We start from the raw sequence: 25,632 nt of genomic DNA, 5'->3' as shown, positions 1-25,632 counted from the left end.
CTGCAGTGCCCGGCTTCGCGGAGGGCTTCTGCACGCACGAACGCCGAAGGGCGGACACCGCGAGGTGCCCGCCCTTCGGCGTGTTCACCGGCCGGAGCCGGTGAGGGGAATTAGCTGGCCGGGGGGGTCAGCACGGTGTCGATGAGGTAGACGGTCGCGTTGGCGGTCTGGACGCCACCGCAGATGACGGACGCGTCGTTGACCTTCAGGTCGTCGCCGGAACCGGTGACGGTGAGGTTGCCACCCTGGACGGTGGCGTGGTCGCCGGCGATCGCGTCAGGGGCGATCTGGCCGGGGACGACGTGGTAGGTCAGGATCGAGGACAGCGTGGCGGCGCCCTCGGGGGTCTTGAGGGAGTCGACGGTCGCGGCGTCGAGCTTGGCGAACGCGTCGTCGACCGGGGCGAAGACGGTGAACTCGCCGCTGTTCAGCGTGTCGACGAGGTTGACGTCGGGGTTGAGGCCACCGGAGACCGCAGCGGTCAGGGTGGTGAGCAGCGGGTTGTTCGACGCGGCGGTCGCAACGGGGTCGAGCGACATGCCCTCGACCGAGCCGGCGCCGTCCGGGACCTGCTCGGCGTAGGCGGCACAGCCGGGGCCGACGAGGTTCGCGGCCGGGTCCATGGTCGCCATGGGGGTCGAGGAGGCGGAGGCCGACGAGGTGGCCATCGGGGTCGACATCTCGGTCGCCGCGTCGCTGGCGGCGGTGGTCGAGCCGCTTCCGCTCGAGCAGGCGGTGAGGCCGAGGGCGGCGGTGCCCAGCAGGGCGAATGCGGCGAGGGCGGAACGCTTGGTGGATCGCATGGGATTACTCCTTCGTGAGACGGCCCCCACGTGATGCGGAGGACCTGTTCTGTGTGGACCGTTTCGCGGCCGTTGACATGTGTTCGGAGCCCTCCCTGCGGGGGTTTGGATTTCTTTCGGTGATCTAGGTAACGGCTTCGTAACGGCAGGGAACCGGGACGGCGGGGAGCTGCTCCGCCGCGTCGATTACCCTGGAGACGTCGCGCGCACGCGTCGACGCGACGACGAGAGGACGGGCGAGTGCAGACCCGAGGTGCACGAGTGGCTCGCGGCGTCGCCGCCGCTCTCGCCGCGACCGCCACGGCCGCCGCCTCCCACACGCTCGCGGGCGCCGAGACCCCCGCTCCTGCCGTGCTCGCCCTCGCCGCGGCGTTCGCCGTTGTCGTCTGCGTCCTCCTCTCGGGGCGCCGTCCGTCCCTTCCCCGGCTGACGCTCTCCGTGCTCCTCAGCCAGATCGCGTACCACGGCCTCTTCCTCATCACGGGCAGCGGTGGGGAGGTGAGCGTGGTCGGGACGACGGGCACCGGCGCGCACTTCCACGACGGGTCGACCATCGAGCTGATCGCCGGCGGAGGCGGACACGCGGCTCACGCGCCGGTGATGCTCGTCGCCCACCTCGCTGCGGCTGCCTTCACGATCGCGGCGTTCCGGTACGGCGAGCGCCTCTTCTGGACGCTGGGAGCAGGCCTCCAGCGCGTCGTCGTAAGGATCGTCGCCCGCGCGTCCGCGGTCGCGCTCCCGTCGGCACCCTGCGTCTCGATGACGGGCACCCCCGAGCCGCGGGCGCCCCGTTCCCTCGACGCGGTCCTCTCGATCCTCCGGCACCGCGGGCCGCCGCTGCGGGTCCTCCGCGCCGCCTGACGCCCCTCCCGTGCGGGAGCGGCTCCGGTCGGCGCCCCGCACGCACCGCGAACCCGCGCTGCGTCCAGAACTCCCGGCCCCGCGCCGGATCTCCCCCGAGGACACGACCGTCATGACCCGTTCTTCTTCTTCTTCTTCTTCCTTCTCGCGGCTCCGCCTCGTCGGCAGCGGCGCACTCGTCGCCGCCGGATCGATCGCGCTCGCTGTCGCCGCGCCCACGGCGGCCAGCGCCCACGTGACCGCGGCGGCGAGCAGCACCGCCGCCGGCTCGTACACGGTGGTGACGTTCTCGCTGGCCCACGGCTGCGAGGGCTCGCCGACGACGGGACTCACGATCACGATGCCCGACGGCATCAACTCGGTCAGCCCGACGATCAACCCGAACTGGGACGTCGTGAAGAACGAGGTCGCGATCGCCGACCCGGTCACCGACTCCCATGGGAACACCGCGACCGAGCGGGTCTCGGACGTGGTCTACACGGCGAAGACGCCCCTCGCCGACGGCTACCGCGACACCGTCGCCCTCCAACTTCAGCTCCCCGAGGACGCAGCCGGCTCCACGCTGGAGTTCCCCGTGCTGCAGACGTGCGAGAGCGGCAGCACCGCCTGGGATCAGCCGACCGTCGACGGCCAGGACGAGCCCGAGCTGCCCGCTCCCACCGTCGCGGTGACCGCGGCGGAAGCGGGGTCCGGCCACGGGGGCGGACACGACGACGACGGCGACGGTGACGACGCGGTCGCGACCACCGCCTCGGCGACGACGGCCACGAGCGGCGACGACGTGCTCGCCCGCATCCTCGGAGTCGGCGGGCTCGTCGTCGGCGCGGTCGGCGTGGCCGTCGGGCTCGCCTCCCGCCGCCGCGGACCCCGGGCGTCGGCGTGACCCGTCGGAAGGCCCTCGTCGCCGCGACCGCGATCGGGCTGCTCGGCTCGATCGCGGTGGCGGCGCCCGCCAGCGCGCACAACTACCTCGTCTCGACGACTCCCGCTGCGGACTCGACCGTGACTGAGCAGCCGGGAACGCTGGTGCTGACGACGAACGACGACCTGCTCGTCCTCGGGACGGACGGGACGGCGGCGGCTCTGCGCGTCGTCGGGCCGGACGGGCTCTACTACGGCGACGGCTGCGTCAGCGTCGTCGGGCCGGAAGCGTCGATGCCGCTCGAGCTCGGCGCGGCGGGGGAGTACGAGGTGACCTGGCAGATCGTGTCCACCGACGGGCACCCCGTGTCGGGCCAGTACGCGTTCGACTGGGCGCCGGCCGACGGGACCGCGCTCGCCGACGGGTCGGACTCGGTCCCGGACTGCAACGGCACCGTCGCGGTCTCAGGAGGACAGGCCGAGTCCGCTGACGGGGCGCAGGCGACGTCCGGATCGGACCCGGCGCTCCTCGGGGATGTGCTGTGGATCGGCGGCGCTCTCGCCGCGGTCGCCGCCGCCATCGGAGTGACGCTCCTCGTGCTGCGACGGCGACCCCGCGACTGAGGCTCGTGACCCTCCTGGGGTGGCGGTCGGTCAGTTCAGGAGGCTCGCGAGGGGCCCTTCACCGAGACCGGTGAGGACGGCCGCCGCGTCCTCGTAGACGGCGACGGCCCCAGCCTCTCGGAGTTCGTGCTCCGAGGTTCCGCCGGAGAGGACTCCGACCGTTGCCAGGCCCGCGCGCTCGGCGGCCAGGACGTCCCAGGTCGCGTCGCCGACCATGATGGCGCGGTCGACGGAGACGCCCGCGCGGTCGAGCGCGATCGAGATCAGGTCGGGTGCTGGCTTGGCGGTCGAGACGTCTGCGCCGCTGGTGACAGCGTGGACGGAGCCGCCGAAGTCGAGGACGTCGAGAAGCACGTCCAGTTCGTTCTGCGGTGCCGAGGTGGCGAGGACGACGTGGACGCCTCGACCGACGAGCGTCGCGACGAGCTCGCGAGCTCCCGGGAGTGGACCGATGCGTGCTGTCGTCTCGGCGTAGTTCTTGGTGTGCAGCGACTTCACCAGTGCGCGCTGCTCCTCCTTCACGTCGTCCTCGAGGAGCATGTCGAGCAGCTCCGACGAGTCTGCGCCGATCGCTCGTTGGATGCGCCAGGCGGGGACGACGAGGTCGGCCTGCCAGAAGGCGCGCGACCACGCCTCGACGTGGAGGAAGTTCGTGTCGGCGAGGGTCCCGTCGATGTCGAAGAGCACCGCCGAGGTCCCCGTCGTCGCGTCTTTCCTGTCCTTCGTTCCTGCCATGTCGCTGCCCCTCTTGTCGCTTCCACGCCGATCGGCCCGTGCGTCCACGCTACGCGGGCGCGCCGAAGCGGGCCCGCCCCTTGACCTGCCGGTCCACGCCACCCGACCTGCCCCTTGTCACGGCCCGCCGGTCCCGGTCGGATCGTGTCCGCCCTCCGCCCTGTCCCCCGGCTCCCCGGGCCGGGTGACATGCTGCCGTCCCGTCGGGCTCGTCCAGCGCAGCGTGCCGTCCGGCTCCTGCCGGTGCATCCATCCCGTGGTGTGGCGGAGCCGGTGGTGGTGTCGGCAGAGGTGCGCGAGGTTGTCGGCCGACGTGGTGCCTCCGTGCTGCCAGTCGTTCGTGTGGTCAACGTCCGCGTGGCGGGTGCTGCGGGTGCATCCCGGGAACCGGCAGGTCCCGTCGCGGTGCTGGAGGTGGCGACGCAGGTCCGCCGGCACTCGGTAGGAGTCGCGTCCGACGGAGAGGACCGCTCCGCTCTCCGGATGGGTGAGCAGCCGCGTGAACGAGGGAGCACCTGCTGCGAGACGCCGCGCGGTCTCCGGATCGACGGGTCCGTATCCGTCGAGGACGGCGGGCTGGTCGGAGCGCCCGAGGAGGGTCAGTGCAGGCACGGTCACCGCGACTTCGGCGCGCACTCCCGCCGGCATCGACGTGCCGTCTCCCTCGGCCGATGTCTCCCCGTCGACCAGCAGCGCAGCGGCGATGTCCGCGCGGAGCTGGCCCAGCGTCCGCTCCTCGTCCGGCAGATCCGCGAGGGAGCGGGCGGCCCGGTCGATCCTGTCCATCGCGCCGAGCACATCGGGAGCTGCGGTGTAGAGGTGCAGGATCGCCATCCCGTCGTCGAGGCCCTCCACCCAGAGCGCGCGACGACGGGCGCAGTCCCGATGACGTTCGCTGAGCGTCTGCGGGTGCAGCCGTTCCCGGAGCGACCGGAGGGCGCGTCGCAGCTGGGGCGGCGTGCAGGCGACCGCGATCGTCGCGGCCTCCTCGTCGAAGCGCCCACGGACCTCGGCGGGGACGTCGAGCGCTCCTCGCACCACGAGTCGCGCGTGCTCGGGGGAGAGCGCTCCGTCCGCGAGTGCGCGCAACGTCGCCGGGAGGTCGTTCACCAGCAGGCGTGCCTCGTCGACCAGTGCAGAGGCGTGCGCCTCCGAGACCCGGAGTCCCGTCGCGAGCTCCGCGATCAGCGCCCGGTGCGCCGCCTCCGCCCGATCCACCTGCACCTGGACGTGCTCGCCGACGAGCGCCGCCGGTGCCGCCATCGCGAGGCGGCGTGCCTCCTCGACTGCCCGGTACCGGGATGCCTCGACGGCAGAGCGCTCGGCGTGCCGTGAGCAGACCGTCCCCACCGAGGTCAGCAGGTCGCTCCCGGAGGCCTCCGGATCGTTCGTGATGTGCATGTCGCCAGTGAAACGATCGCAGGCCTTCCCCGGATGGCTCCCCGCTCGCTCTGTGAGAAGAATGTCGAGTGGACCGCCTGTGGAGGAGCGACTATTTCCTGGCCTTCAGGCGTAGGCGCGCACTGTCTCCCGGATCGTCTGGGCGTGCTCGTAGATCTCGTCGAGCGAGGCGATCGGGTGCCGGGTCTCGACCTTCTCGGCGTCGAATGTGCCGAGGTACTTCTGCTTCCGGTTGAAGTGGAGCCGAGCCACCGGCCTGCGGTTGTTGTCGTCGAGGATGACGGCGAAGTACGACTTCGCGTCTCGCTGCGCGATCCGGTTCACCTTCACTTCGCTGCAGGCGATGGCCTTGATGATCTGGTAGCCCTCGAGCTCTTCCAGCGTCGTCTCGATGTCGCTCTGCTCCTCGAGCTCCTCCTCCACGACGACCTGGCTGGTCAGCGACTGCTCCGCTGCAATCGCCTCCGTGCGGGGGAAGTTGGGTGCGCCGAGGGCGGTCTTCAGCCGCTCGTTGACCTGTTCGTTGAGGAACTGCTTCGAGGCTTTCGATACCAGTGCGGAGAACTGCTCCCGCACCTTCTGCGTGTAAGCGCCGTCGTAGACCCGCGTGGTGAAGAACTTGATCCACTCGTCGCTCGGAGCGGTGAATTGAGCGCCGAGCTCCCGCTTCAGCTGCCCGATGTACTTGAGCTCGCCGGCCGCGTTGATGATCGAATCGAGGTCGAACACCTCTTTCGTGAGCTTCATCAGCTCAGGGATGAGAGTCTCGTCGATATCCGTCAGGTCGAGTACCAGGAACGGCTTCGCGTCCATGCGGTTGGGCGCGTCGAGGTCCGTGTAGAAGTGGTACTGCTCGCCGTTCGTGAGGATCGCGATCCTCGCGTTCGTGACGGCGAAGTAGCGGAAGAGCTGCGAAGCGTGCTCGATGCGGAGAGGCTCGGTGGACTTCTTGCATTCGATCAGCATCTGCACATCGCCGTTGTGGACGATCGCGTAGTCGATCTTCTCGCCCTTCTTCACCCCGACGTCGGCGATGAACTCGGGGACGACCTCGAGCGGGTTGAAGACGTCGTATCCGAGGATCGTCGAGATGAAGGGCATGATGAAGGCGTTCTTGGTCGCCTCCTCGGTCTGGATGATCTCCCGCTGCTGATGGACCTTGGTGGCCAGGGCGATGAGACGTTCGGTGAATTCCACGGTTGACTCCCGGTGAAGCTGAGCTGACATCGATGCAGACGAATGCTCTCCGATGAATGTCGGTCAGCGCCACCCCCCACGAGGGTCGCCCCCCTCACACCTTCCGCGGCACCGTGAACACGGTCTCCACTCCGGCCGAGTACAGCACCGAGTCCGGCGCGCGCGTCGCCAGCCCGGGGAAGCCCGCGGCGTCGAGCAGCCCGTCGTCGAGCGCGAGCAGCTCCGCGCGTCGCAGCGGCCACGGCCGGTGCAGGTTGCGGCCGTACCAGGTGGAGCCCAGGTGGCGCTCGTGGTAGGCCCAGCGTGCGGTGAGGAACGAGCCGAGCGGGTCCTCGCCGACCGGGTCGCCCGGGCGGACGACGATCCGGGAGCGGGCGGCCGAGTCCGAGTGCCGGATCGTGTCGTAGATCACCGCGCCGTGGCGGTGCTCGATGCTCATCCGGGCCCAGCGGTAGGGGAGCCCGAACACCGCCTGCGCGGTGAGCACGGGAAGGAGGTGGGAGGCGTCGAGCGAGACGAACACGACTCCGCGTCGTCCCTGCTCGTCGACGGAGTAGAGCCGGACGTTCACCTCGGGGAAGGTGCCGAGCCAGGGCACCCGCGGGCCGCCGAGGAAGGCCGTCCGCGAGAGCCGGAACGGGATCAGGCCCACCCAGGAGGAACCGTCGTGCTCGTCGGGCCTCGTCCCGGCCGGGAGGTGGGGCGCCACCAGGGCGGGGTCGACCCGCCAGTGCAGGAACGTCGCCTCGGTCCAGCGCTGCTTCAGGATGCGCGGTCCGCCGAGCGCGGGCGCGGAACGGGTGACGGGTTCGACGGAGCTCACGCGCCCATCGTGCTCCGATGTGCTGCGAGCTCGCCCGTGCAGGCGCGCTCAGCGGCGCGCGGCGAGGGCCTTCAGTGTCTCCAGCACCAGGGCCACCGGTGCGGAGGAGGCGGCGGAGTTCCGCACGACGGCCTCGAGGGAGCGGACGGGCCGGGGACGGACGACGGGCACGGCGCGGACGCCGTCCGGCAGGCGGTGGGCCGCGAGCTCCGGCAGGACCGTCACGCCCATGCCCGCGGCGACGAACGCGGCGGCGGTGATGTGGTCGTTGGCCTGGACGTGGAAGGGCGGCGCGAACCCGGCGGCGGCGCAGGCCTCCACGACGTTCCGGCGGCACCAGCCGGTGGGCAGGTCGTTGTCGACCCAGCGCTCGTTCGCGAGCTCGGCGAGGTCGATCTCGCTCCGGGAGGCGAGCGGATGACCGTCGGGCAGGACGACGAGGTAGGGGTCGTCGAGGAGGTGGTGCGCCGTGAATCCGGGGGCGGTCGGCTCGGAGGAGGCGACGAGGAGCTGCACGTCGGGGCGCGCTCCGAGGTCGTCGTCGAGCTCCTCTCCCAGGCGCAGATCGAGGGCGAGGCCGGGGAACGCGGCGGTCAGCCGGCGGGCGACCTCCGGCATCCAGGCGCTGCCGACGGAGGCGAAGTACGTCACCGAGAGGCGGCCGGAGCGGCCCTCGCGCAGCTCCTCCACCACGGCCTCCGCTTCGGCGAGGCGCTCGAGGACGCGGTCCGCCTGGGCGGCGAGGGCGCGTCCGGCCGGGGTCGGGCGGACGCCGCGGCCCACCCGCTCCAGCAGGGTCAGTCCGGTCTCGCGCTGCAGAGCGGAGAGGTGCTGGCTGACGGCGGACGGCGTGTAGCCGAGGCCGGAGGCGGCTCCCGCGATCGAGCCGGAGGCGACGACGGAGCGGAGGATGCGGAGCCGGTGCACGTCGAGCATGAGACGACCGTACAGTCCGGCTGAACGATCCGACAGTGAACGGAACTGGTGCTGAATCCCCCGCGGCGCCACGATGGCCTCATGACCGACGTCTCCTCCCCCGCCCCGCCCTCCACGAGGGACGCCCTCCTGCTGTGGGGCGCGATCGCGGTCACCGTCCTGCTCTGGGCGTCGGCCTTCGTCGGCATCCGCGCCACGACGGAGGACTTCGGCCCGGGCGCGCTGACCCTCGGCCGCATCGTGGTGGGGTCGCTCGCGCTCACGGTGGTGCGCGTCGTCCTCACCGCCCGGAGGCGACGCTCGGAGGCGGCTCCGGATCCGCGCACGGCGGTCCCGCGCGGGCGCCTCCTCCTGCTCGTGCTGGGCTGGGGGGTCGCCTGGTTCGGGGTCTACAACCTGGCGTTGAACGCTGCGGAGCGGCACGTCGACGCGGGGACGGCGGCGCTGCTGGTGAACATCGCGCCGATGATCACCGCCGTGCTCGCCGGGCTGCTGCTGGGGGAGGGGTTCCCCCGCCGTCTCCTCGCCGGGATGCTCGTGGCGCTGACCGGCGTCGCGGTGATCGCGTTCTCCACCTCCACCGGGCAGTTCGACGTGATCGGCGTCGCCCTCGGCCTGGTCGCCGCCGTCGTCTACGGCAGCGCGGCGACCCTTCAGAAGCGCCTGCTGGGACGGATCGACGCACCGACGATGACCTGGCTCGGCTGCCTCGCCGGCACGGTCGCGTGCCTGCCCTTCGCCCCGGAGCTCGTCGAGGCGCTCGCCGCCGCTCCGCTCTCCTCGATCCTGGCCGTGGTCTACCTCGGGATCTTCCCGACGGCCGTCGCCTTCACGACGTGGGGCTACGTCCTCGCGCGCTCCAGCGCGGGTCGCACCGCGGCGTCCACCTACGCGGTGCCCGCGGTGGTGGTGCTGCTGTCCTGGCTCGTCCTGGGCGAGACCCCGCCGCTCGCCGCGCTGCTCGGAGGCGCGCTCGCCCTGGCCGGAGTCGCGGTGGCGACGCTGCGGAGGCGCCCGAAGGCGGTCTGACCGGCGGCGGACGCTCCTCCACAGCCGCCCGATCGCGTCGAGTCCTCGGACGAGGCGGCTCGCGGGGATCCCGCGGGAGGGCCCGGGATATGCTGGGCGGACGTTCATCCCAGTCGGCGCCGAGCGCCAGGAACGGTGAGGATCCCGATGACCGAGGCTCTGCAGCCGCCCGTCCAGAACGCCCTCTCGCTCACGCCTCCGGAGCCGGTGGCAGCGGTGCCGACCACCTCGGCGCCGTCGATCGCGCCGAAGGTGCCGGAAGCCGCCCTGCCCGGCCTCGAGGCGAAGGTCGACGGCTACCTCGACACGCTCCTGGCGACGGAGTCCCGCAGCCCCGAGTTCGCGACGCAGGCCAACGACATCCGCACGATGGGCGACGCCGACATCCGCTCGGCCGCCGACTCGTCGAACCGGCTGCTGAGCACGCCGGTGCGCGCCCTCCAGGAGGGCGGGCTCTCCGAGGGGTCGACCATCGGCAAGACGCTGCTCGAGCTGCGCCGCACGGTGGAGGATCTGGACCCGTCCGAGGACAACCTGCAGAAGAAGATCCTGGGCTTCATCCCGTTCGGCAACAAGATCACCGACTACTTCCGCCGCTACGAGAGCGCCCAGTCGCACCTGAACGCGATCATCCAGGCCCTGTACGACGGGCAGGACGAGCTGCGGAAGGACAACGCGGCCCTGAATCTCGAGAAGCAGAACCTCTGGGAGACGATGACCCGTCTCAACGAGTACATCTACGTCGCCGAGCGGCTCGACGTGAAGCTCTCGGCGAAGATCGCCGAGCTCGACGCGACCGACCCGGAGCGGGCGAAGGCGCTGCGCGAGGACGTCCTCTTCTACGCGCGCCAGAAGCACCAGGACCTGCTGACCCAGCTGGCCGTGTCGATCCAGGGCTACCTCGCGATCGACGTCGTCATCAAGAACAACGTCGAGCTGATCAAGGGCGTCGACCGCGCGACGACCACGACCGTCTCGGCGCTGCGCACGGCGGTCATCGTGGCGCAGGCGCTCGCCAACCAGCGCCTCGTGCTCGATCAGATCACGGCGCTGAACACCACGACGTCCAACATGATCGAGGCCACCTCGCGCATGCTCGCCGACCAGTCGGCCTCGATCCAGTCGCAGGCCGCCTCGGCCACGGTCGGGCTGCCGCAGCTGCAGGCCGCGTTCGCGAACATCTACCAGACGATGGACTCGATCTCGGACTTCAAGATCAAGGCGCTCGACAGCATGGCCCAGACCGTCGGAGTCCTCCAGACCGAGACGGCGAAGGCCGGCGAGTACGTCGAGCGGGCCCGCCGCAGCAACTCGGACATCGACGCGACGTCCTCGCTCGATCTCGGCCGCTAGCCGATGGGCTGGTTCTCCCGACTGTTCACGGGTGCCCCCGCGGCGCCGGAGGAGACCGCGCCCGCTCTGCCGAGCGTCCCGACGAGCGAGGACATCCTCGCGGCGCTCGACAGGGTGGGCGCGCGGACGGAGGGCCGGGTGCCCGGCATCGTCGCGGCGCGCATCCAGCGGATCGACGAGACGGTCCGCGAGATGGTGCCCCGTCTCGACCGCCTCGGCGGGATGAGCCGTCAGGGCCACACCGTCGTCGCGACCGCGACCAGCTACCTCCCCGAGGCGGTGGAGGGCTACCTCCGCCTCCCCAGGGACTTCGCCGACCGTCGCGCCGTGCACAGGGGGAAGACCTCGCTGATGATCCTCTGCGACCAGCTCGACCTCCTCGGAGGCACGCTCGACCGCATCTCGGACGCCGTCTCGCGGCAGGACGCCTCGGCGCTGATCGCGCACGGGCAGTTCCTGGCCGAGAAGTTCACGGAGTCCTCGCTCTCCCCGAGCGGTCTCGACGCGCCTCCACAGCCGGGAGCGCCGTCCGGATCCGGCTCGCTGACCCCGCCGAGCGCCTCGTGACCGCGCTCGCCCCGGCGCTGGACGCCCTCGTGCTCGCGGGGACGGCCGCCGGCCTCGACGCCGCGGCCGTCCGCGACGAGGGTGCGCGGCTGGCCGCCGCCGTCGCCGAGTCGATCCGCGGCGCCGGGCAGGACTGGCTCGCCGCGACCGGCGCGACGGGCGGTCTGGAGGCGTTCTTCACCGCCGCCTCGAGCGGCCGGCGCTGGCGGTCGGGGCCGACCGATCAGCTGGCCGCCCTGGTCGGCGCGGGCTCTCACCACTCCTCCGCCTACGCCCGCGCCCTGACCGAGGTCGTCTCGGCGGCCAGCGCTCTCGGCGACCCGGGCATCGGCGGCATCGCCTCCGCCTCCGCGACCGCCGCGGCCCAGCTCTCCGCCGTCCCGGGCGCCCGGGGCGCCGCTCCGACGACGAGCGGAGGAGTACCGCACACGACCGGCCGGACGCCGGACGGTGCCGCGAGCGCCGACCTGCCGACCGGTCTGCCCGCCGGCGTGCCCGGGGTCGACGAGATCCTCGAGCGCCTCCGCCGGACCGAGCACGACGGTCCGCAGGACGAGCCGGCGCCCGCCGCCGCTCCCGCCGCGGAGCCCGCCTCCGAGCCGGAGCCGCTCGACCCGCCGGAGTCCATCGACGACCTGCTCGCCGAGCTCGACGCGCTGATCGGCCTCGACCGGGTGAAGAGCGAGATCAAGCGGCAGACGCAGCTGCTCCGGATCGACACCCTGCGCCAGGCCGCCGGACTCAGCACGCCCACGCTCACCCGCCACCTCGTCTTCACGGGGAACCCCGGCACGGGCAAGACGACGGTGGCGCGGCTGGTCTCGCGGATCTACCGCTCGCTCGGCATCCTCTCGAAGGGCGTGCTCGTCGAGGTCGACCGATCGGAGCTGGTGGCCGGCTACCTCGGGCAGACCGCGACGAAGACCGCGGAGGTGATCGCCTCCGCGCGCGGCGGCGTCCTCTTCATCGACGAGGCCTACGCGCTCGCGCTCGACCAGTACGGCGCGGAGGCGGTCACCACCCTCGTGAAGGACATGGAGGACCACCGCGGCGACCTCGTCGTGATCGTCGCCGGCTACTCCGGGCCGATGCAGGGCTTCCTCGACACGAACCCGGGACTCGCCAGCCGCTTCTCGACCACGATCGACTTCGCCGACTACTCCGACGACGAGCTCTCGGCGATCTTCGGCCGCCTCGCCGCCTCCGCGGACTTCGAGCCGACCGAGGAGGCGCTCGCCGCGTTCGCGGGCCTCGCCTCGGCGCAGCAGCGCACGGAGGCGTTCGGCAACGGGCGCTGGGTCCGCAACGTCCTCGACGCGGCGATCGCCCGGCACGCCTGGCGGCTCCGCGACGTGGAGGAGCCGACGCTCGACGAGCTGCGCATCCTGCTCCCCGAGGACGTGGTGGAGAGTCCCGAAGCCTCGAGCAGCCCGGACGGGGACGGCGAGGACGACGAGGGCTCGGTCGCGGGCTCTGAGGAGGAAATCGGGCAGGCGGACGCCGCCCCGAGCGGCACGGCCGTCCCCGTCACCGACGACCCCGAGGAGGAGAGCCGTTGAGCACCGCACCCGCCGCGCCGCCCGCGCAGAGGATCCCCGAGCCGCCCCTCGTCCAGGTCGCCAACCGGCCGGCGCAGCGGAAGCCGTCGCTGCTGGCCCGCGCGACCGCGACCACTCCGGCCACCCTGCGCCTCCTGCTCGCCCTGACGGCGCTGGCGGCCGTGCTGTTCGGCGTGTTCGCGCAGCAGGCAGGAGCGATGCAGGCGCGCGCCGCGACGACGGCCCGGGAGCAGTCGGCGCAGCTCCTCGGCGTGCAGAACGTCCGCACGCTGCTGGTGGACGCCAACGCGATCGCGGCCAACACCTTCCTCGTCGGCGGACTGGAGCCGACCGAGCTGCGGGCGTCGTACGTCTCGAGCCTCACCGGCGCCGCCTCCGCGATCGCCGGACTCTCGGCCGCCGACTCGGCGGACACCCGGGCCCTCGCCCGGGTCGCCAGCAGCATCACGACCTACAGCGGGCTGATCGAGCAGGCGCGAGCCAACAACCGGCAGGGCTTCCCCGTCGCCTCGGCGTACCTCGACCAGGCGTCGACGGCCCTCTCGGGAGACGGCGGCATCCTCGAGGACCTCGACGGGCTCGTCGACTCCGGCGCCGACCGGGTCGCGGCCGCCTACGACGCCGTCCGCTGGAGCGTCCTGCTCATGATCGGCTCGCTCGTGATGCTGGTCCTCCTCCTGGCGGCGCAGCTCTGGCTCGCCCGCCGCACGCACCGCTACCTCAACCGCCCGCTCGCCACGGGGACCGCCCTCCTGCTGGTCGTCGGCGTCGGCGGGGCGCTCGCCTACGGATCGGTCGCGGCGGACGCGGGGACGGCGCGGGTCGAGTCCTACCGCGAGGCGCTCACCGTGTCGAACGCGCTCATCGCCGCGAGCGACGCCAAGTCGCTCGAGAGCTTCACGCTGATCAAGCGCGGCTCCGGCGCCGCCCTCGAGGAGCGCTACACCCAGGCCGTCGACTCCGCCCGGGAGAAGCTGTCGGGCGACCTGCAGGACGAGCTGGCGAGGACACGGCTCGTCGACGAGTTCGGGCAGTGGCAGTCGTTCCACGAGGAGATCCGGGAGGCGGACGACGCCGGGAACTGGGACCAGGCCGTCCGCGTCGCCACGATCACCGGGAACGGCACGCCGAACGACCTCTTCACCACCTTCTCCGACGACGCCCGCGACGTGGTGCAGGAGAAGGCACTGGCCGCCGCCACCACGCTCGATCGAGGCGCGGAGTTCGCGACCCTCGTCTCGTGGATCCTGCTGGCGGCGGGTCTCGCCGGAGCCGTGTTCGCCTGGCGCGGCATCGCCCAGCGACTGGAGGAGTACCGATGAACCGCCTGCGCGCCGCCGCCCTCGCCCTGGCCACCGCCGCGGCTCTCGCCCTCACCGGCTGCACGACGGGGGCGGACGACCTCGGCACGCCCCTCGCCGCGGCGACCCCGACTCCGACGGCGAGCGCGTCCGCTCCCGCCGCTCCTGCCGCGGCGGACTGCTCGCCCTCGGCGGTCACCTCCTACGCGCCGACCGGCGTGACCGACAGCACCAGGCTCGCGGAGATCCGCGGGCGCGGGACCCTGCGCGTCGGCGTCTCGGCCGACACCCTCCTGATGAGCGCCCGCAACCCGATCACGGGGGCGATCGAGGGCTTCGACGTCGACATCGCCCGCGAGGTCGCCCGGGCGATCCTCGGCAGCGACTCCATCGACTACGTCGTGATCACCTCCGCTCAGCGCCTCCCCGCGCTGACCGGCGGCGACGGCGCCCCGCAGGTCGACATGGTGGCCCGCACCCTCACGATGACCTGCGATCGCTGGAGCTCGATCGCCTTCTCGTCCGAGTACTACGACGCCGGCCTCAAGGTGCTCGTCTCCGACGACCCCGACGGCGTCCCGATCACGGGCATCGGCGACCTCGACGGCGAGAGGGTCTGCGCGCCCAGCGGCACCACGACGCTCAGCCGCCTGCAGAACGACTACCCGGAGGTCGAGGCCGTCGAGGCCGCCACGCACTCGCAGTGCCTCGCCCTCTTCCAGGCAGGAGAGGTGGACGCCATCGCGGGCGACGACACGATCCTCGCGGGCTTCGTGGCGCAGGACCCGTACGCGAAGGTCGTCGGCGACGCCCTGAGCTCGGAGCCCTACGGCCTCGGCCTGCCCGCCGACGACCCCGACTTCGTGCGCTTCGTCAACGCCTCGCTCGAGAGCATCCGCAGCGACGGCCGCTGGCAGAGCATCTACGAGCGCTGGCTCGGGGTCCTCGGCGAGGCCTCGCCGCCGGCCCCGGTGTACGGCCGATGAGCACCGGTCTCGCGGAGGGGACCCCCGTCGCTCCGGGCCGGCTGGGGGAGGCCGCGCCGCAGCGCGAGCTCTTCGAGTACCTCGCCGCTCTCACTCGCTGGCTCCAGCGGACCACGCGCGAGCTCTCGCGGCTGGACGCCGCCGCGCTGGCGTCGCCGCAGGCCGAGAACTACACAGCCGACGTGGTGCTCGCCCAGTCGCTCCGCGAGTCCGTCACCAGGCGCCTCGCCGAGCTCGAGGCGGTCTGGGACTCCGGCCGCGTCGACGTCGTGGCGCGCGAGCGGATGTCGCAGCTGATCTGGGGCCGTCTCGACGCCTCCGGGAGCGGCGCGGTCTCGCTGGTGGAGGCGGTGCGCCTCTGCGACGCGGTCGTCGGCCAGCTGCGCTCCCGGCTCGAGCTCGACCCCAGCGGCACCGACGTCGCCGGGCGGATCGTGGGGGTGCGCGCCGAGATCGAGCGCTGCCGCGACCTCACCCGTGACGGCGGCGGCACGGTCGACCGCGAGCGGGCGGAGCGGGTCGCCGTGCTGCGGTCCCGCCTCGACGCGCTCGCCGAGCGGGCGGGCCGGGGAGCCGACGTGTCGGGGCCGCTCGGCCAGCTCGAGAGCGACTCCGCCCGGCTCGAGCGCGACCTGATCATCGCCGCGTCCGAGCGGCGCGGACTCGAGCGCGACCGCCGTCGGGCGCGCGAGCTGGCGGAGGCGGCCGAGCGACGCGAGGCGCCGCTGCGCGAGCTCGTGGCCCGTTGCCGCCGCGAGATCGCCGACCCGCCGCGGCTGGCCGTGCCCGACGTCTCCCGGCTGGGCGATCCTCCGTCCGACCGCGAGGCGCTCGACGCGCACCTCGCCCGGCTCACCGCCGTCGGCCGCGCGTTCGACGCGGTCGAGGCCGCCTACACCTCGCCGCTGCGTGAACGGGCCGCCCTGGGCTTCCGCCTTCGGGCGCTGCGGGAGCGGGCCGAGGGCAACGGCCGCGCTGCCACCGCCGTCGGCGTCGCGGCCGAGGAGGAGGTGCGCGCCGCCCTCGGCGCGGTGCCCTGCTCCGTCCCGCTCGCCCGCCACCTGGTCGAGCAGTACGACGTCGTCACCCGCGACCTCCCGCACCCCGACCCCGCGCACCACCGGAAGGCCACCCCATGAACGGCGCCCCCTGCACCGCGACGCCCGGCTGCACCGGGACGATCGAGGACGGCTACTGCAACGTCTGCGGCCTGCCGCCCGAGGAGGGCGCCGCCGCCTCCGCGCCGACCGCGCGCCGCGCCGCGCCGGCCTCCCCGCCGGCCACCGCCTCCGCCGCCTTCGGCACCGGCTTCGTCGAGGGCACCCCCGGCGCCACGGCACCCGGGCCCGCGGAGGAGTCGGCCACCGCGCGCAGCACGCGCACCTCCTCCGCCCGCCTCGCCACCGCCGCCCTCGGCTCCGCCCGCACGGCGCAGACCGGCTCGAAGGTCACCCGCCGCGTCGGCACCACCTCGACCCGACTGCGCGGCCCGAGGCTCGGCGCCGGGCTCACCACCGTCCCGTCCCGCCCGGCCGCCGACCCGATGGCCGCCCTGATGACCGAGGCGGTCCTCCCCGAGCGCAAGCGCTTCTGCTCGCACTGCGGCACCGCCGTCGGCCGCGGGCGCGACGGTCGGCCCGGCCGCACCGAGGGGTTCTGCCCCAACTGCCGCACGCCGTTCTCGTTCACTCCGCAGCTGGTGAAGGGCGATGTCGTCGGCGGCCAGTACGAGGTCGTCGGCTGCCTGGCCTACGGCGGCCTCGGCTGGATCTACCTCGCGCGCGACCGGAACGTCTCGGGGCGCTGGGTGGTGCTCAAGGGCCTGCTCAACTCCGGCGACCCCGACGCGTACGCCGCGGCCGTCACCGAGCGCCGGTTCCTGGCCGAGGTCGAGCACCCGCTGATCGTCGAGATCTACAACTTCGTCCTGCACGACGGCGCCGGCTACATCGTGATGGAGTACGTCGGCGGGCCGAGCCTCAAGCAGATCCTGAAGGAGCGGCTGGACGCCAACGGCGGCGCCGCGGATCCGCTGCCGGTGGACCAGGCGCTCGCCTTCGTGCTCGAGGTCATGCCCGCCTTCGCCTACCTGCACGACCACGGCCTGCTCTACTGCGACTTCAAGCCGGACAACATGATCCAGGTGGGCGACCAGGTCAAGCTGATCGACCTCGGCGGAGTGCGCCGGATCGACGACGAGGACTCCGCCATCTACGGCACCGTCGGCTACCAGGCTCCGGAGGTCGCCGACCTCGGTCCCTCGGTCGCCTCCGACGTCTACACGATCGGCCGAACGCTGGCCTCGCTGGTGCTCGACTTCCGCGGCAACCAGACGACCTTCGTCGCCTCGCTGCCGCCCGTGTCGGAGACGCCGCTGTTCCAGCGCTACGACTCCTTCTACCGCCTGATCGCGAAGGCATGCGCTCCCGACCCGCAGGACCGCTTCGCCACGGTGGACGAGATGCGCGGCCAGCTGCTCGGAGTGCTGCGCGAGGTCGTCGCGACCGACCGCGGTCCCGGACACCCCGCGCTGCACTCGACGGAGTCGGCCCTGTTCGAGGCGCCCGTGGCCGACGTGGTCGACCGCGTCCCGCCGTGGGACGCGCTGCCGGCGCTCCGCCGCGACGAGTCCGATCCCGCCCGGTCGTGGCTCGCGGGCGTGAACGTCGCCGACCCGATCGTGCGCCTGCGCGCTCTCGCGCTCGCGCCCACCGTGACGGTCGAGGTGCGGCTCGCCCGCGCCCGGGCGGCGATCGAGGCGCAGCGCTGGGAGGAGGCGGCCCGCGCGACGGGCGAGATCCTCACGGAGGACCCGTGGGAGTGGCGGGCGGTCTGGATGAGCGGCCTCGCCCAGCTCGCGCGCGGCGACGACATCGGGGCCCGCGCCTCCTTCAACACCGTCTACGGGCAGGTCCCCGGCGAGCTCGCCCCGAAGCTCGCGCTCGCCGCGGCGTGCGAGGCGAGCGGTGAGCCCGAGGTCGCCGAGTCCCTCTACGTGATCTGCGCCCGCGCCGACGCGAACTACACGGCACCCGCCGCCTTCGGTCTCGCCCGGGTGCGGCAGCTGCGCTCCGACCTCGACGGGGCGCTCGACGCGCTCGACATCGTCGCGCCCACGCGCTCCTCCTACTCCGACGCGCGCCGCCGCCGGGCGGAGCTGCTGGCGGAGTCGGGCCGCGGGCTGCCCGCGCTCTCGGCCGCCCTCGCGAGCGTCGACTCCGTGTCGATCGACCAGCGGACCCGCCTCGAGCTCACGACCCAGGTCCTCGCCTCCGCCCTCGAGCTGGTGCGGCGCGACGGCCCGGCCGAGGGAGCGACCCTCGGCGGAGTCGAGGCGAACGAGGCCGCCATCCGCGACGGCCTCGAGGCCTCCTACCGCGCGCTCGCCGCCTCCACTCGCGAGCGCGACGAGCGCCTGCGCCTCGTCGACCGGGCCAACGAGGTCCGACGCTGGACGCTGACATGAGCGGCGCGCTGTCGACTCCCTGCCCGAACTGCGGCGAGCCGGTCACGACGGGCGACGCGTTCTGCGAGGCCTGCGGGACGCCGCTGATCGTCGCGGCCACCCCCTCCGCTCCGCCCGTCGCCGTCGGAGGATCCGCCGCCTGCGTCTACTGCGGGGGAGCGGTCGCCGAGGACGGCTACTGCGAGCAGTGCGGACGCCCCGCTCCGACCGAGCGCGAGCACTGGGCCGAAGCGCCGCACCCGCTGGTCGGCGGCGTCTGCGACCGCGGGCTCCGGCACCCGGCCAACGAGGACGCGATGGCGCTCGGGGCGGTCATTGGCGCCGACGGCTCTCTGAGGACGGCGCTGCTGGTGGTCTGCGACGGGGTCTCCTCGACCCCCGACTCCGACAAGGCGTCGCTCGCCGCGGCCCGTGCGGCACTCAGCGCGCTGCAGGCCGAGGTCGGCGGGGAGAGCGCGGGAGCGGACCGCTGGCGCGCGCTGCTGCAGATGGCCACCGCGCGCGCCTCCGGAGCGATCGACGCGGCCGTGCCCGAGAAGCGGTCGAATCCGCCCTCGTGCACCTTCACCGCGGCGGTGCTGGACGGCGCGCTGCTCGTCACGGGCAACGTGGGCGACAGCCGCAGCTACTGGATGCCGGACGCGGGCGAGCCGCGGCAGCTCACGGTCGACGATTCGTGGGCGCAGGAGCAGATCGCCTCGGGAGTGCCGCGGGAGCAGGCCGAGACGGCGCCCGACGCTCACGCCATCACCCGCTGGCTCGGCGCCGACGCGCACGACGAGGAGCCACGGGTCGCCTCCGAGGAGCTGACCGAGCCGGGCTGGGTTCTGGTCTGCTCCGACGGGCTGTGGAACTACGCGTCCGCCGCCGAGGACCTCGCGCGCGTGCTGCGCGAGGCGCAGGAGCGGGTGGGCGCGGATCCGGTCACGCTCGCGGAGGCGCTGGTCGCCTGGGCGAACGAGCGCGGCGGGCACGACAACATCACGGCCGCGCTGGCGCGGTTCGACCCGGCGGGTGCGGCGGAGGCAGCGGCTGCAGCGTCCGCTGCCGAAGTGCACGCTGAGGAGACCGGCACAGCCGAGCAGGATGGTGCCGACGCCGGCGCCGCCGACCTCGGCGCTGCGGATCCCGGCGCTGCGGGCCCGAGCGCGGCCGACCCCGCCGCCTCGAGCCCCGACGCGGCCACCCCCTCGCCTGACGCCGACGCCTCCCGTCCCATCGACTGAGCGCGCCGATCCGTCCAGACCACCCCTCCACCGCTGGACGGATCGGCACCCCCGCGGCCGTGGTCACGCCCCTACAGTCGTCGCCATGAGCATCGCCGAGCCCGCCACCGCCCTGTCCGTCGTCGGCCACTGGATCGACGGGGCTCCCTCCGACTCCTCGTCCGGCCGCACCGCTCCCGTCTACGACCCGGCGCTGGGAGTCGCGACCAAGGAGGTCGCGCTCGCCGACTCCGCCGAGGTGGACGCCGCCGTCGCCTCCGCGAAGGCCGCCTTCCCCGCCTGGCGCGACACGTCGCTCGCGAAGCGGCAGCAGATCGTCTTCCGCTTCCGCGAGCTCCTCGAGGCGAAGAAGCAGGAGCTCGCCGAGCTGATCACGTCGGAGCACGGCAAGGTCGTCTCGGACGCGCTCGGCGAGATCACCCGCGGCCAGGAGGTCGTGGAGTTCGCAACCGGGCTCGCGCACCACCTCAAGGGCGAGTACTCCGAGCAGGTCTCCACCGGCGTCGACGTCTACTCGACCAAGCAGCCGCTGGGTGTGGTCGGGATCATCTCCCCCTTCAACTTCCCCGCGATGGTGCCGATGTGGTTCTTCCCCATCGCCATCGCCGCCGGCAACACCGTCGTGGTGAAGCCCTCCGAGAAGGACCCGTCCCCGGCGATCTGGCTCGGCGCCCTCTGGAAGGAGGCCGGCCTCCCCGACGGCGTCTACACGGTGGTCAACGGCGACAAGCAGGCCGTCGACGGGCTGCTCGAGCACCCCGACGTCCGCTCGATCTCGTTCGTCGGCTCCACCCCGATCGCGCAGTACGTCTACGAGACGGGCACCCGCCACGGCAAGCGCGTCCAGGCCCTCGGTGGGGCGAAGAACCACATGCTGGTGCTCCCCGACGCGGACCTCGACCTCGTCGCCGACTCCGCCATCAACGCCGGCTTCGGCTCGGCGGGCGAGCGGTGCATGGCGATCTCGGTCGTCGTCGCGGTGGAGCCCGTCGCCGACGAGCTCATCACCAGGATCCAGGAGCGGGCCGCGACCCTGCGCATCGGCGACGGACGCCGCGGCTGCGACATGGGCCCGCTGATCACCGAGGCGCACCGCGACAAGGTCGCCTCCTACATCGCGATCGCGGAGGAGGACGGCGCGGAGGTCGTCATCGACGGGCGCGGGATCGAGGTGGACGGCGACGCGAACGGGTTCTGGCTCGGCCCGACCCTGCTCGACAAGGTCCCCACGACCTCCCGCGCGTACACGGAGGAGATCTTCGGACCGGTGCTCTCCATCGTCCGCGTCGCCTCCTACGAGGAGGGCGTCGCCCTGATCAACAACGGCGCGTTCGGCAACGGCACCGCGATCTTCACCAACGACGGAGGAGCGGCCCGCCGCTTCCAGAACGAGGTCGAGGTCGGCATGATCGGCATCAACGTCCCCATCCCCGTTCCCGTCGCCACGTTCTCCTTCGGCGGATGGAAGGCGTCCCTCTTCGGCGACACCAAGGCCCACGGAGCAGAAGGCGTCCGCTTCTTCACCCAGCAGAAGGCCATCACCAGCCGCTGGCTCGACCCCTCCCACGGCGGCATCAACCTCGGGTTCCCGCAGCATTCATAGGCTCTCTCCTCCTTCGTCGTCGATCGCCCGCAGTCGGCCTGGGAGGGTGGTTGCGTCTCGCAGAGCGTCCTGCGTTCCGCGCACGTCGATCCGCTGAGACGCGGATCACCGGTTGCGCTCCGCGCCGGCGGGAGGCGCTGGGTCGACCGGAGAGGCTCACCAGCACGGCTGAGCGCAACCGGCGATCCGCGTGGGAGCGGATCGTCGTGCGCGGTACGCAACCCGCTCTGCGGAACGCGACCACCCTCCCCGGCCGACCGCGGCCGATCGACGACGCAGGAGGAGAGAGGCTCTTGAGCACCGCGCAACCGTCGATCCGCGTGGGAGCGGATCGTCGTGCGCGGTACGCGACCCGCTCTTCCCAGCGCGACCACCCTCCCCGGCCGACCGCGGCCGATCGACGACGCCAGGAGGAGATCGGCTATGAGTGCAGCCGCAGCGCCGTCCAGAGCTCGGTGCGGGCGGAGACGTCGTCGAGGTCGAGGCCGAGGGCGCGCTCGACGGCGGTGATGCGGTTGCGGAGGGTGTGACGGTGCACGCCGAGGTCGCGGGCGGCGGGCTCCCAGGCGCCGTTGCGGCGGAGCCAGACGCGGGCGCTCTCGAGCAGCACGGCTCCCTCCGGGGTCAGCAGCGGTGCGAGCATCCGGCGGGCGAGCGGTGCGGCTCCGGCGGCGGCGAGGAGCCCGATCATCCCCTCGGCGGCGACGTCCTCGAACCGGACCACCGGCCCGTCTCCTGTCCGCTCGGCGGCGCGCCGCGCCTCCTCGAGGCCCCGGTCCAGGTCCGACCAGCCGATCGGGGCGGAGGCGCCGGCGCTCGCGCCGTGCCGCTCCAGCACGGCGGTCAGCGGCTCGAGTCCGTCGGCGGCGGCCACGGCGACGAGCGAGCCGTCCCTCTCGGCGAAGAACAGGCATGCGCCGTCCTCCTCCGCCACGACCTCCAGCTCGTCGAGGAGCGAGTCGCCGTGCACGGGCGCGCTCAGCACGACCACCCGCACGGGCTCGGCGGGCAGCGGGCTCCCCAGGCGCCGTGCGGTGCTCTCGGCGACGTCGAAGGCTCCCGCGGCCAGCAGCTCGAGCAGTCCGGAGCGCAGCTGCCGGCGGGAGGAGTCCAACGCGCGCCGCTGCTCCAGCGCGATGCTCGCCAGGGCGATGACGCTCGCGACGAGGTCGCTGCCCGCCGGGTCCAGGGGCGTGCCGGTGCCCACGGCGAGCACCCCGCGCAGGTGGTCGCGGCGCCCGATCGTCTGCAGCGTCACTCCGCCGCCGTCGTCGAGTCGGAGTCCCGCTCGGCTGCCGCGGGTCAGGGCGTGCCTCGCGGCCGCGGCGACCGCCTCCTCCGCCGGCACGTCGAGCCGGGTGGGCAGGTGCACCCTCTGCCCGGCCGCGTCGTAGAGGGCGACCCAGCAGTCCAGCTGCCGCTCCAGCTCGGTGAGGATCGCCGCGAGCCCGTCCGGCCGCAGCGCCGCGCGGGCGACCCGCCGCTGCGCCTCGAGTGACCACTCCAGCCGCTCGCGCTGCTCCCGCGAGATCACGTCGGCGACGAAGCGGATGATCCCCATGAACGGAGTCAGGTCCGCCACCTCCAGCAGCGGCAGGCCCTGGCGCTCGCACGCCGTGACGAGAGCGGCGGGCACCTCGTCGTGCACGATGCGGGTGGCGAAGCCGAGCGCGCGGATGCCGCGGCCGCGCAGCCGGGCGACGTACTCCTCCGAGAACTCGGCGCTGTCGTGCCCGGTGAAGTGGACGCCGTCGGTCAGCAGCAGCTGGCCCGACTCGAGCCAGGGCGTCGGATCGACGAGGTCCGAGGAGTGCGCCCACACCAGAGGGGCGTCGAGGTCGGCCTCGTCGTGGACCCCGGCGAGCACGCGGAGGCGGAAGGCCGGTTCGGCCAGCAGATCGCGGACGGTCGCGGGCATGCGCGGCTCCCTTCGACGTTCCGTCCATCGTAGGGTCCGCGGATCGACGGATCCGCACGCCCGCTTCCGAGGCGCGCGCGGCACGATGGGGAGCATGACGTCCTCGACCGCCCCCACCGTCCGCGACAACGCCTCGGTCACCGCCGCCGACCGGTCCCGCGTGTTCCACTCCTGGTCGGCGCAGGGCGCGCTGAACCCGCTGCCCATCGCGGGCGGTCTCGGCGCCGAGGTCTGGGACGTCGACGGCACCCGCTACCTCGACTTCTCGAGCCAGCTCGTGAACGTCACCATCGGCTACCAGCACCCGAAGGTCGTCGCCGCGATCCAGGAGCAGGCGGGCGTCCTCACCACCGTCGGCCCCGCCTACGCGAACGAGACCCGCGCCGAGGCGGCCCGCCTGATCACCGAGCGGGCGCCCGAGGGCATGGAGAAGGTCTTCTTCACCAACGGCGGCGCGGATGCGAACGAGAACGCGATCCGCATGGCGCGGCTGTTCACCGGCCGCGACAAGGTCGTCTCGCTGTACCGCTCGTACCACGGCAACACGGGAGCGGCGATCGTCTCGACCGGCGACTGGCGCCGCATCCCCAACGAGTACTCCCGCGGGCACGTGCACGCCTTCGGGCCCTACCTGTACCGCAGCGAGTTCTGGGCCGAGAGCCTCGAGCAGGAGTGCGAGCGCGCCCTCCACCACCTCGAGCGCGTCGTGCAGGCGGAGGGGCCGGAGTCGATCGCCGCGTTCCTCCTCGAGACCATCCCCGGCACCGCCGGCGTGCTCACCCCGCCGCCCGGCTACCTCGCGGGTGTGCGCGAGATCGCCGACCGGTACGGCATCCAGCTGATCCTCGACGAGGTCATGGCGGGCTTCGGCCGCACGGGGGAGTGGTTCGCCTTCGACGCCTTCGACGTGCGCCCCGATCTGATCACCTTCGCGAAGGGCGTCAACTCCGGCTACGTCCCGATCGGCGGCGTCGTCATCTCGGATCCGATCGCCCACCACTTCGACGAGCGCGTCTTCCCCGGCGGACTCACCTACTCGGGCCACCCGCTCGCCGCTTCCAGCGTCGTCGCGACGCTCGAGGCGATGGAGGAGGAGGGAATCGTCGACAACGCGCGCACCATCGGCTCGGAGCACCTGGCCCCCGGCCTGGCGGCGCTCGAGGCGAAGCACGACCTGATCGGCGAGGTCCGGGGCTCCGGAGTGTTCTGGGCGCTGGAGCTGGTCACCGACCGGGCCGCGCGCACCCCGCTGCCGGCGGCCTCCGTCGCCCGCCTCAAGGCCGACCTGCTGTCCCGCGGTCTCCTGCCCTTCACCGCCGACAACCGGATCCACGTGGTCCCGCCGGCCGTCATCACCCCCGCCGAGGTCGCCCGCGGCCTCGGCATCCTCGACGACGCCCTCACCGCCTTCAGCGGCTGACCGCACTCCGTTCCGAAGGCGGCGGCGTCCTCGCGAGGCGTATCCAGAGATCCGCGTTCCAGCGGATCCGCGTCGCCGTGCGCGTCCCTCTCCTCGGGACCCGGCCGCGCGCTCGGGCCGACTGCGGGACGCCGCGAGGGCAGCGGCGCCGTCGCGAGGCGTGTCCGGGGATCCGCGTTCCAGCGGATCCGCGTCGCCGTGCGCGTCCCTCTCCTCGGGACCCGGCCGCGCGCTCGAGCCGACTGCGGGACGCCGCGCGGGGAGCGGCGTCCTCGCGAGGCGTATCCGGGGATCCGCGTTCCAGCGGATCCCCGTCGCCGTGCGCGACCCGCTCCTCGAGACCCGGCCACGCGCTGGAGCCGACTGCGGGACGCCGCGCGGGGAGCGGCGTCCTAACCAGCGGCGTCCTCGCGAGGCGTATCCGGGGATCCGCGTTCCAGCGGATCCCCGTCGCCGTGCGCATCCCGCTCCTCGGGACCCGGCCACGCGCTGGAGCCGACTGCGGGACGCCGCGCGGGGAGCGGCGTCCTCGCGAGGCGTATCCGGGGATCCGCGTTCCAGCGGATCCCCGTCGCCGTACGCATCCCGCTCCTCGAGACCCGGCCGCGCGCTCGGGCCGACTGCGGGACGCCGCGCGGGGAGCGACGTCCTAACCAGCGGCGTCCTCGCGAGGCGTATCCGGGGATCCGCGTTCCAGCGGATCCCCGTCGCCGTGCGCATCCCGCTCCTCGGGACCCGGCCCCGCGCTGGAGCCGACTGCGGGACGCCGCGCGGGGAGCGGCGTCATCGCGAGGCGTATCCGGGGATCCGCGTTCCAGCGGATCCGCGTCGCCGTGCGCGACCCGCTCCTCGGGACCCGGCCCCGCGCTGGAGCCGACTGCGGGACGCCGCGCGGGGAGCGGCGTCCTAACCAGCGGCGTCCTCGCGAGGCGTATCCGGGGATCCGCGTTCCAGCGGATCCCC

General features: G+C 73.2%; 21 protein-coding genes. 14 read left to right on the top strand and 7 right to left on the bottom strand.

Going from position 1 to position 25,632, the window contains the following annotated elements; translation table 11 throughout:
* Window positions 1-110: 110 nt before the first annotated feature.
* On the bottom strand, window positions 111-803 hold the full coding sequence (locus C5C39_RS05010; RefSeq protein ID WP_104223824.1) for a fasciclin domain-containing protein: 693 nt from the start codon (window positions 801-803) through the stop codon (window positions 111-113).
* A gap of 261 nt (window positions 804-1,064) precedes the next feature.
* Here C5C39_RS05010 and C5C39_RS05005 point away from each other — a divergent pair, with 261 nt between their 5' ends.
* The 3 genes from C5C39_RS05005 to C5C39_RS04995 all read left to right on the top strand — a co-directional run bounded on the left by C5C39_RS05005 (window position 1,065) and on the right by C5C39_RS04995 (window position 3,149).
* A complete protein-coding gene (locus C5C39_RS05005) occupies window positions 1,065-1,664 on the top strand; it encodes a hypothetical protein (RefSeq protein WP_104352812.1) in 600 nt (199 codons plus the stop codon).
* A gap of 112 nt (window positions 1,665-1,776) precedes the next feature.
* Complete coding sequence (locus C5C39_RS05000) at window positions 1,777-2,547, top strand: YcnI family protein (RefSeq protein WP_104352811.1); 771 nt, start codon at window positions 1,777-1,779, stop codon at window positions 2,545-2,547.
* Window positions 2,544-3,149 carry a copper resistance CopC family protein gene (locus C5C39_RS04995; protein ID WP_104352810.1) on the top strand — a complete coding sequence of 202 codons (606 nt, stop codon included), beginning with the start codon at window positions 2,544-2,546 and terminating at the stop codon, window positions 3,147-3,149. The genes C5C39_RS05000 and C5C39_RS04995 overlap by 4 nt, the downstream gene beginning before the upstream one ends.
* Window positions 3,150-3,179: 30 nt before the next feature.
* Here the strand turns inward: C5C39_RS04995 and C5C39_RS04990 are convergent, their stop codons facing one another.
* The 5 genes from C5C39_RS04990 to C5C39_RS04970 form a co-directional block, all read right to left on the bottom strand.
* Complete coding sequence (locus tag C5C39_RS04990; RefSeq protein ID WP_104352809.1) at window positions 3,180-3,884, bottom strand: HAD family hydrolase; 705 nt, start codon at window positions 3,882-3,884, stop codon at window positions 3,180-3,182.
* A 117-nt stretch (window positions 3,885-4,001) separates the two neighbouring features.
* Window positions 4,002-5,285, bottom strand: a complete 1,284-nt coding sequence (locus tag C5C39_RS04985) for an HNH endonuclease signature motif containing protein (protein WP_104352808.1) — start codon at window positions 5,283-5,285, stop codon at window positions 4,002-4,004.
* Between the two features lie 105 nt (window positions 5,286-5,390).
* The gene (locus C5C39_RS04980) at window positions 5,391-6,482 is read right to left on the bottom strand and encodes a type I restriction endonuclease (protein ID WP_374953668.1); all 1,092 of its coding nucleotides are present in this window, start codon (window positions 6,480-6,482) and stop codon (window positions 5,391-5,393) included.
* Window positions 6,483-6,576: 94 nt separating this feature from the next.
* On the bottom strand, window positions 6,577-7,305 hold the full coding sequence (locus C5C39_RS04975) for a YqjF family protein (RefSeq protein ID WP_104352806.1): 729 nt from the start codon (window positions 7,303-7,305) through the stop codon (window positions 6,577-6,579).
* A 48-nt stretch (window positions 7,306-7,353) separates the two neighbouring features.
* On the bottom strand, window positions 7,354-8,241 hold the full coding sequence (locus C5C39_RS04970; protein WP_104335515.1) for a LysR family transcriptional regulator: 888 nt from the start codon (window positions 8,239-8,241) through the stop codon (window positions 7,354-7,356).
* 81 nt (window positions 8,242-8,322) lie between these two features.
* Between C5C39_RS04970 and C5C39_RS04965 the strand changes: the two genes are divergently transcribed.
* From C5C39_RS04965 to C5C39_RS04920, 10 genes are all read left to right on the top strand, one after another.
* The gene (locus tag C5C39_RS04965; RefSeq protein WP_104352805.1) at window positions 8,323-9,270 is read left to right on the top strand and encodes a DMT family transporter; all 948 of its coding nucleotides are present in this window, start codon (window positions 8,323-8,325) and stop codon (window positions 9,268-9,270) included.
* Between the two features lie 147 nt (window positions 9,271-9,417).
* Complete coding sequence (locus C5C39_RS04960) at window positions 9,418-10,623, top strand: toxic anion resistance protein (RefSeq protein ID WP_104352804.1); 1,206 nt, start codon at window positions 9,418-9,420, stop codon at window positions 10,621-10,623.
* Between the two features lie 3 nt (window positions 10,624-10,626).
* Complete coding sequence (locus C5C39_RS04955) at window positions 10,627-11,190, top strand: hypothetical protein (RefSeq protein WP_104249860.1); 564 nt, start codon at window positions 10,627-10,629, stop codon at window positions 11,188-11,190.
* A complete protein-coding gene (locus C5C39_RS04950) occupies window positions 11,187-12,749 on the top strand; it encodes an AAA family ATPase (RefSeq protein WP_104352803.1) in 1,563 nt (520 codons plus the stop codon). The genes C5C39_RS04955 and C5C39_RS04950 overlap by 4 nt, the downstream gene beginning before the upstream one ends.
* Window positions 12,746-14,071: a hypothetical protein gene (locus C5C39_RS04945; RefSeq protein WP_104226187.1), complete on the top strand. Its 1,326-nt coding sequence runs from the start codon at window positions 12,746-12,748 to the stop codon at window positions 14,069-14,071. The genes C5C39_RS04950 and C5C39_RS04945 overlap by 4 nt, the downstream gene beginning before the upstream one ends.
* Window positions 14,068-15,036, top strand: coding sequence for a glutamate ABC transporter substrate-binding protein (locus C5C39_RS04940; RefSeq protein ID WP_104233136.1), 969 nt, complete (start codon window positions 14,068-14,070; stop codon window positions 15,034-15,036). The genes C5C39_RS04945 and C5C39_RS04940 overlap by 4 nt, the downstream gene beginning before the upstream one ends.
* Window positions 15,033-16,175, top strand: coding sequence for a hypothetical protein (locus tag C5C39_RS04935; RefSeq protein ID WP_104239642.1), 1,143 nt, complete (start codon window positions 15,033-15,035; stop codon window positions 16,173-16,175). The genes C5C39_RS04940 and C5C39_RS04935 overlap by 4 nt, the downstream gene beginning before the upstream one ends.
* On the top strand, window positions 16,172-18,502 hold the full coding sequence (locus tag C5C39_RS04930; protein WP_104349237.1) for a serine/threonine-protein kinase: 2,331 nt from the start codon (window positions 16,172-16,174) through the stop codon (window positions 18,500-18,502). The genes C5C39_RS04935 and C5C39_RS04930 overlap by 4 nt, the downstream gene beginning before the upstream one ends.
* Window positions 18,499-19,728, top strand: coding sequence for a PP2C family serine/threonine-protein phosphatase (locus tag C5C39_RS04925; protein WP_219813317.1), 1,230 nt, complete (start codon window positions 18,499-18,501; stop codon window positions 19,726-19,728). The genes C5C39_RS04930 and C5C39_RS04925 overlap by 4 nt, the downstream gene beginning before the upstream one ends.
* An 85-nt stretch (window positions 19,729-19,813) precedes the next feature.
* Window positions 19,814-21,331, top strand: coding sequence for a CoA-acylating methylmalonate-semialdehyde dehydrogenase (locus C5C39_RS04920; protein WP_104352802.1), 1,518 nt, complete (start codon window positions 19,814-19,816; stop codon window positions 21,329-21,331).
* Window positions 21,332-21,752: 421 nt separating this feature from the next.
* Here C5C39_RS04920 and C5C39_RS04915 read toward each other — a convergent pair whose 3' ends face one another.
* Window positions 21,753-23,249 carry a PucR family transcriptional regulator gene (locus C5C39_RS04915; RefSeq protein WP_181136320.1) on the bottom strand — a complete coding sequence of 499 codons (1,497 nt, stop codon included), beginning with the start codon at window positions 23,247-23,249 and terminating at the stop codon, window positions 21,753-21,755.
* A gap of 94 nt (window positions 23,250-23,343) precedes the next feature.
* Between C5C39_RS04915 and C5C39_RS04910 the strand changes: the two genes are divergently transcribed.
* On the top strand, window positions 23,344-24,669 hold the full coding sequence (locus C5C39_RS04910; protein WP_104352800.1) for an aspartate aminotransferase family protein: 1,326 nt from the start codon (window positions 23,344-23,346) through the stop codon (window positions 24,667-24,669).
* Window positions 24,670-25,632: the final 963 nt, after the last annotated feature.

The organism is Rathayibacter sp. AY1F3 (genome assembly GCF_002931975.1).
Classification (GTDB): domain Bacteria; phylum Actinomycetota; class Actinomycetes; order Actinomycetales; family Microbacteriaceae; genus Rathayibacter.
Note: the sequence above shows the minus strand (reverse complement) of the source record. Positions and strands in the feature narration are given on the sequence as shown.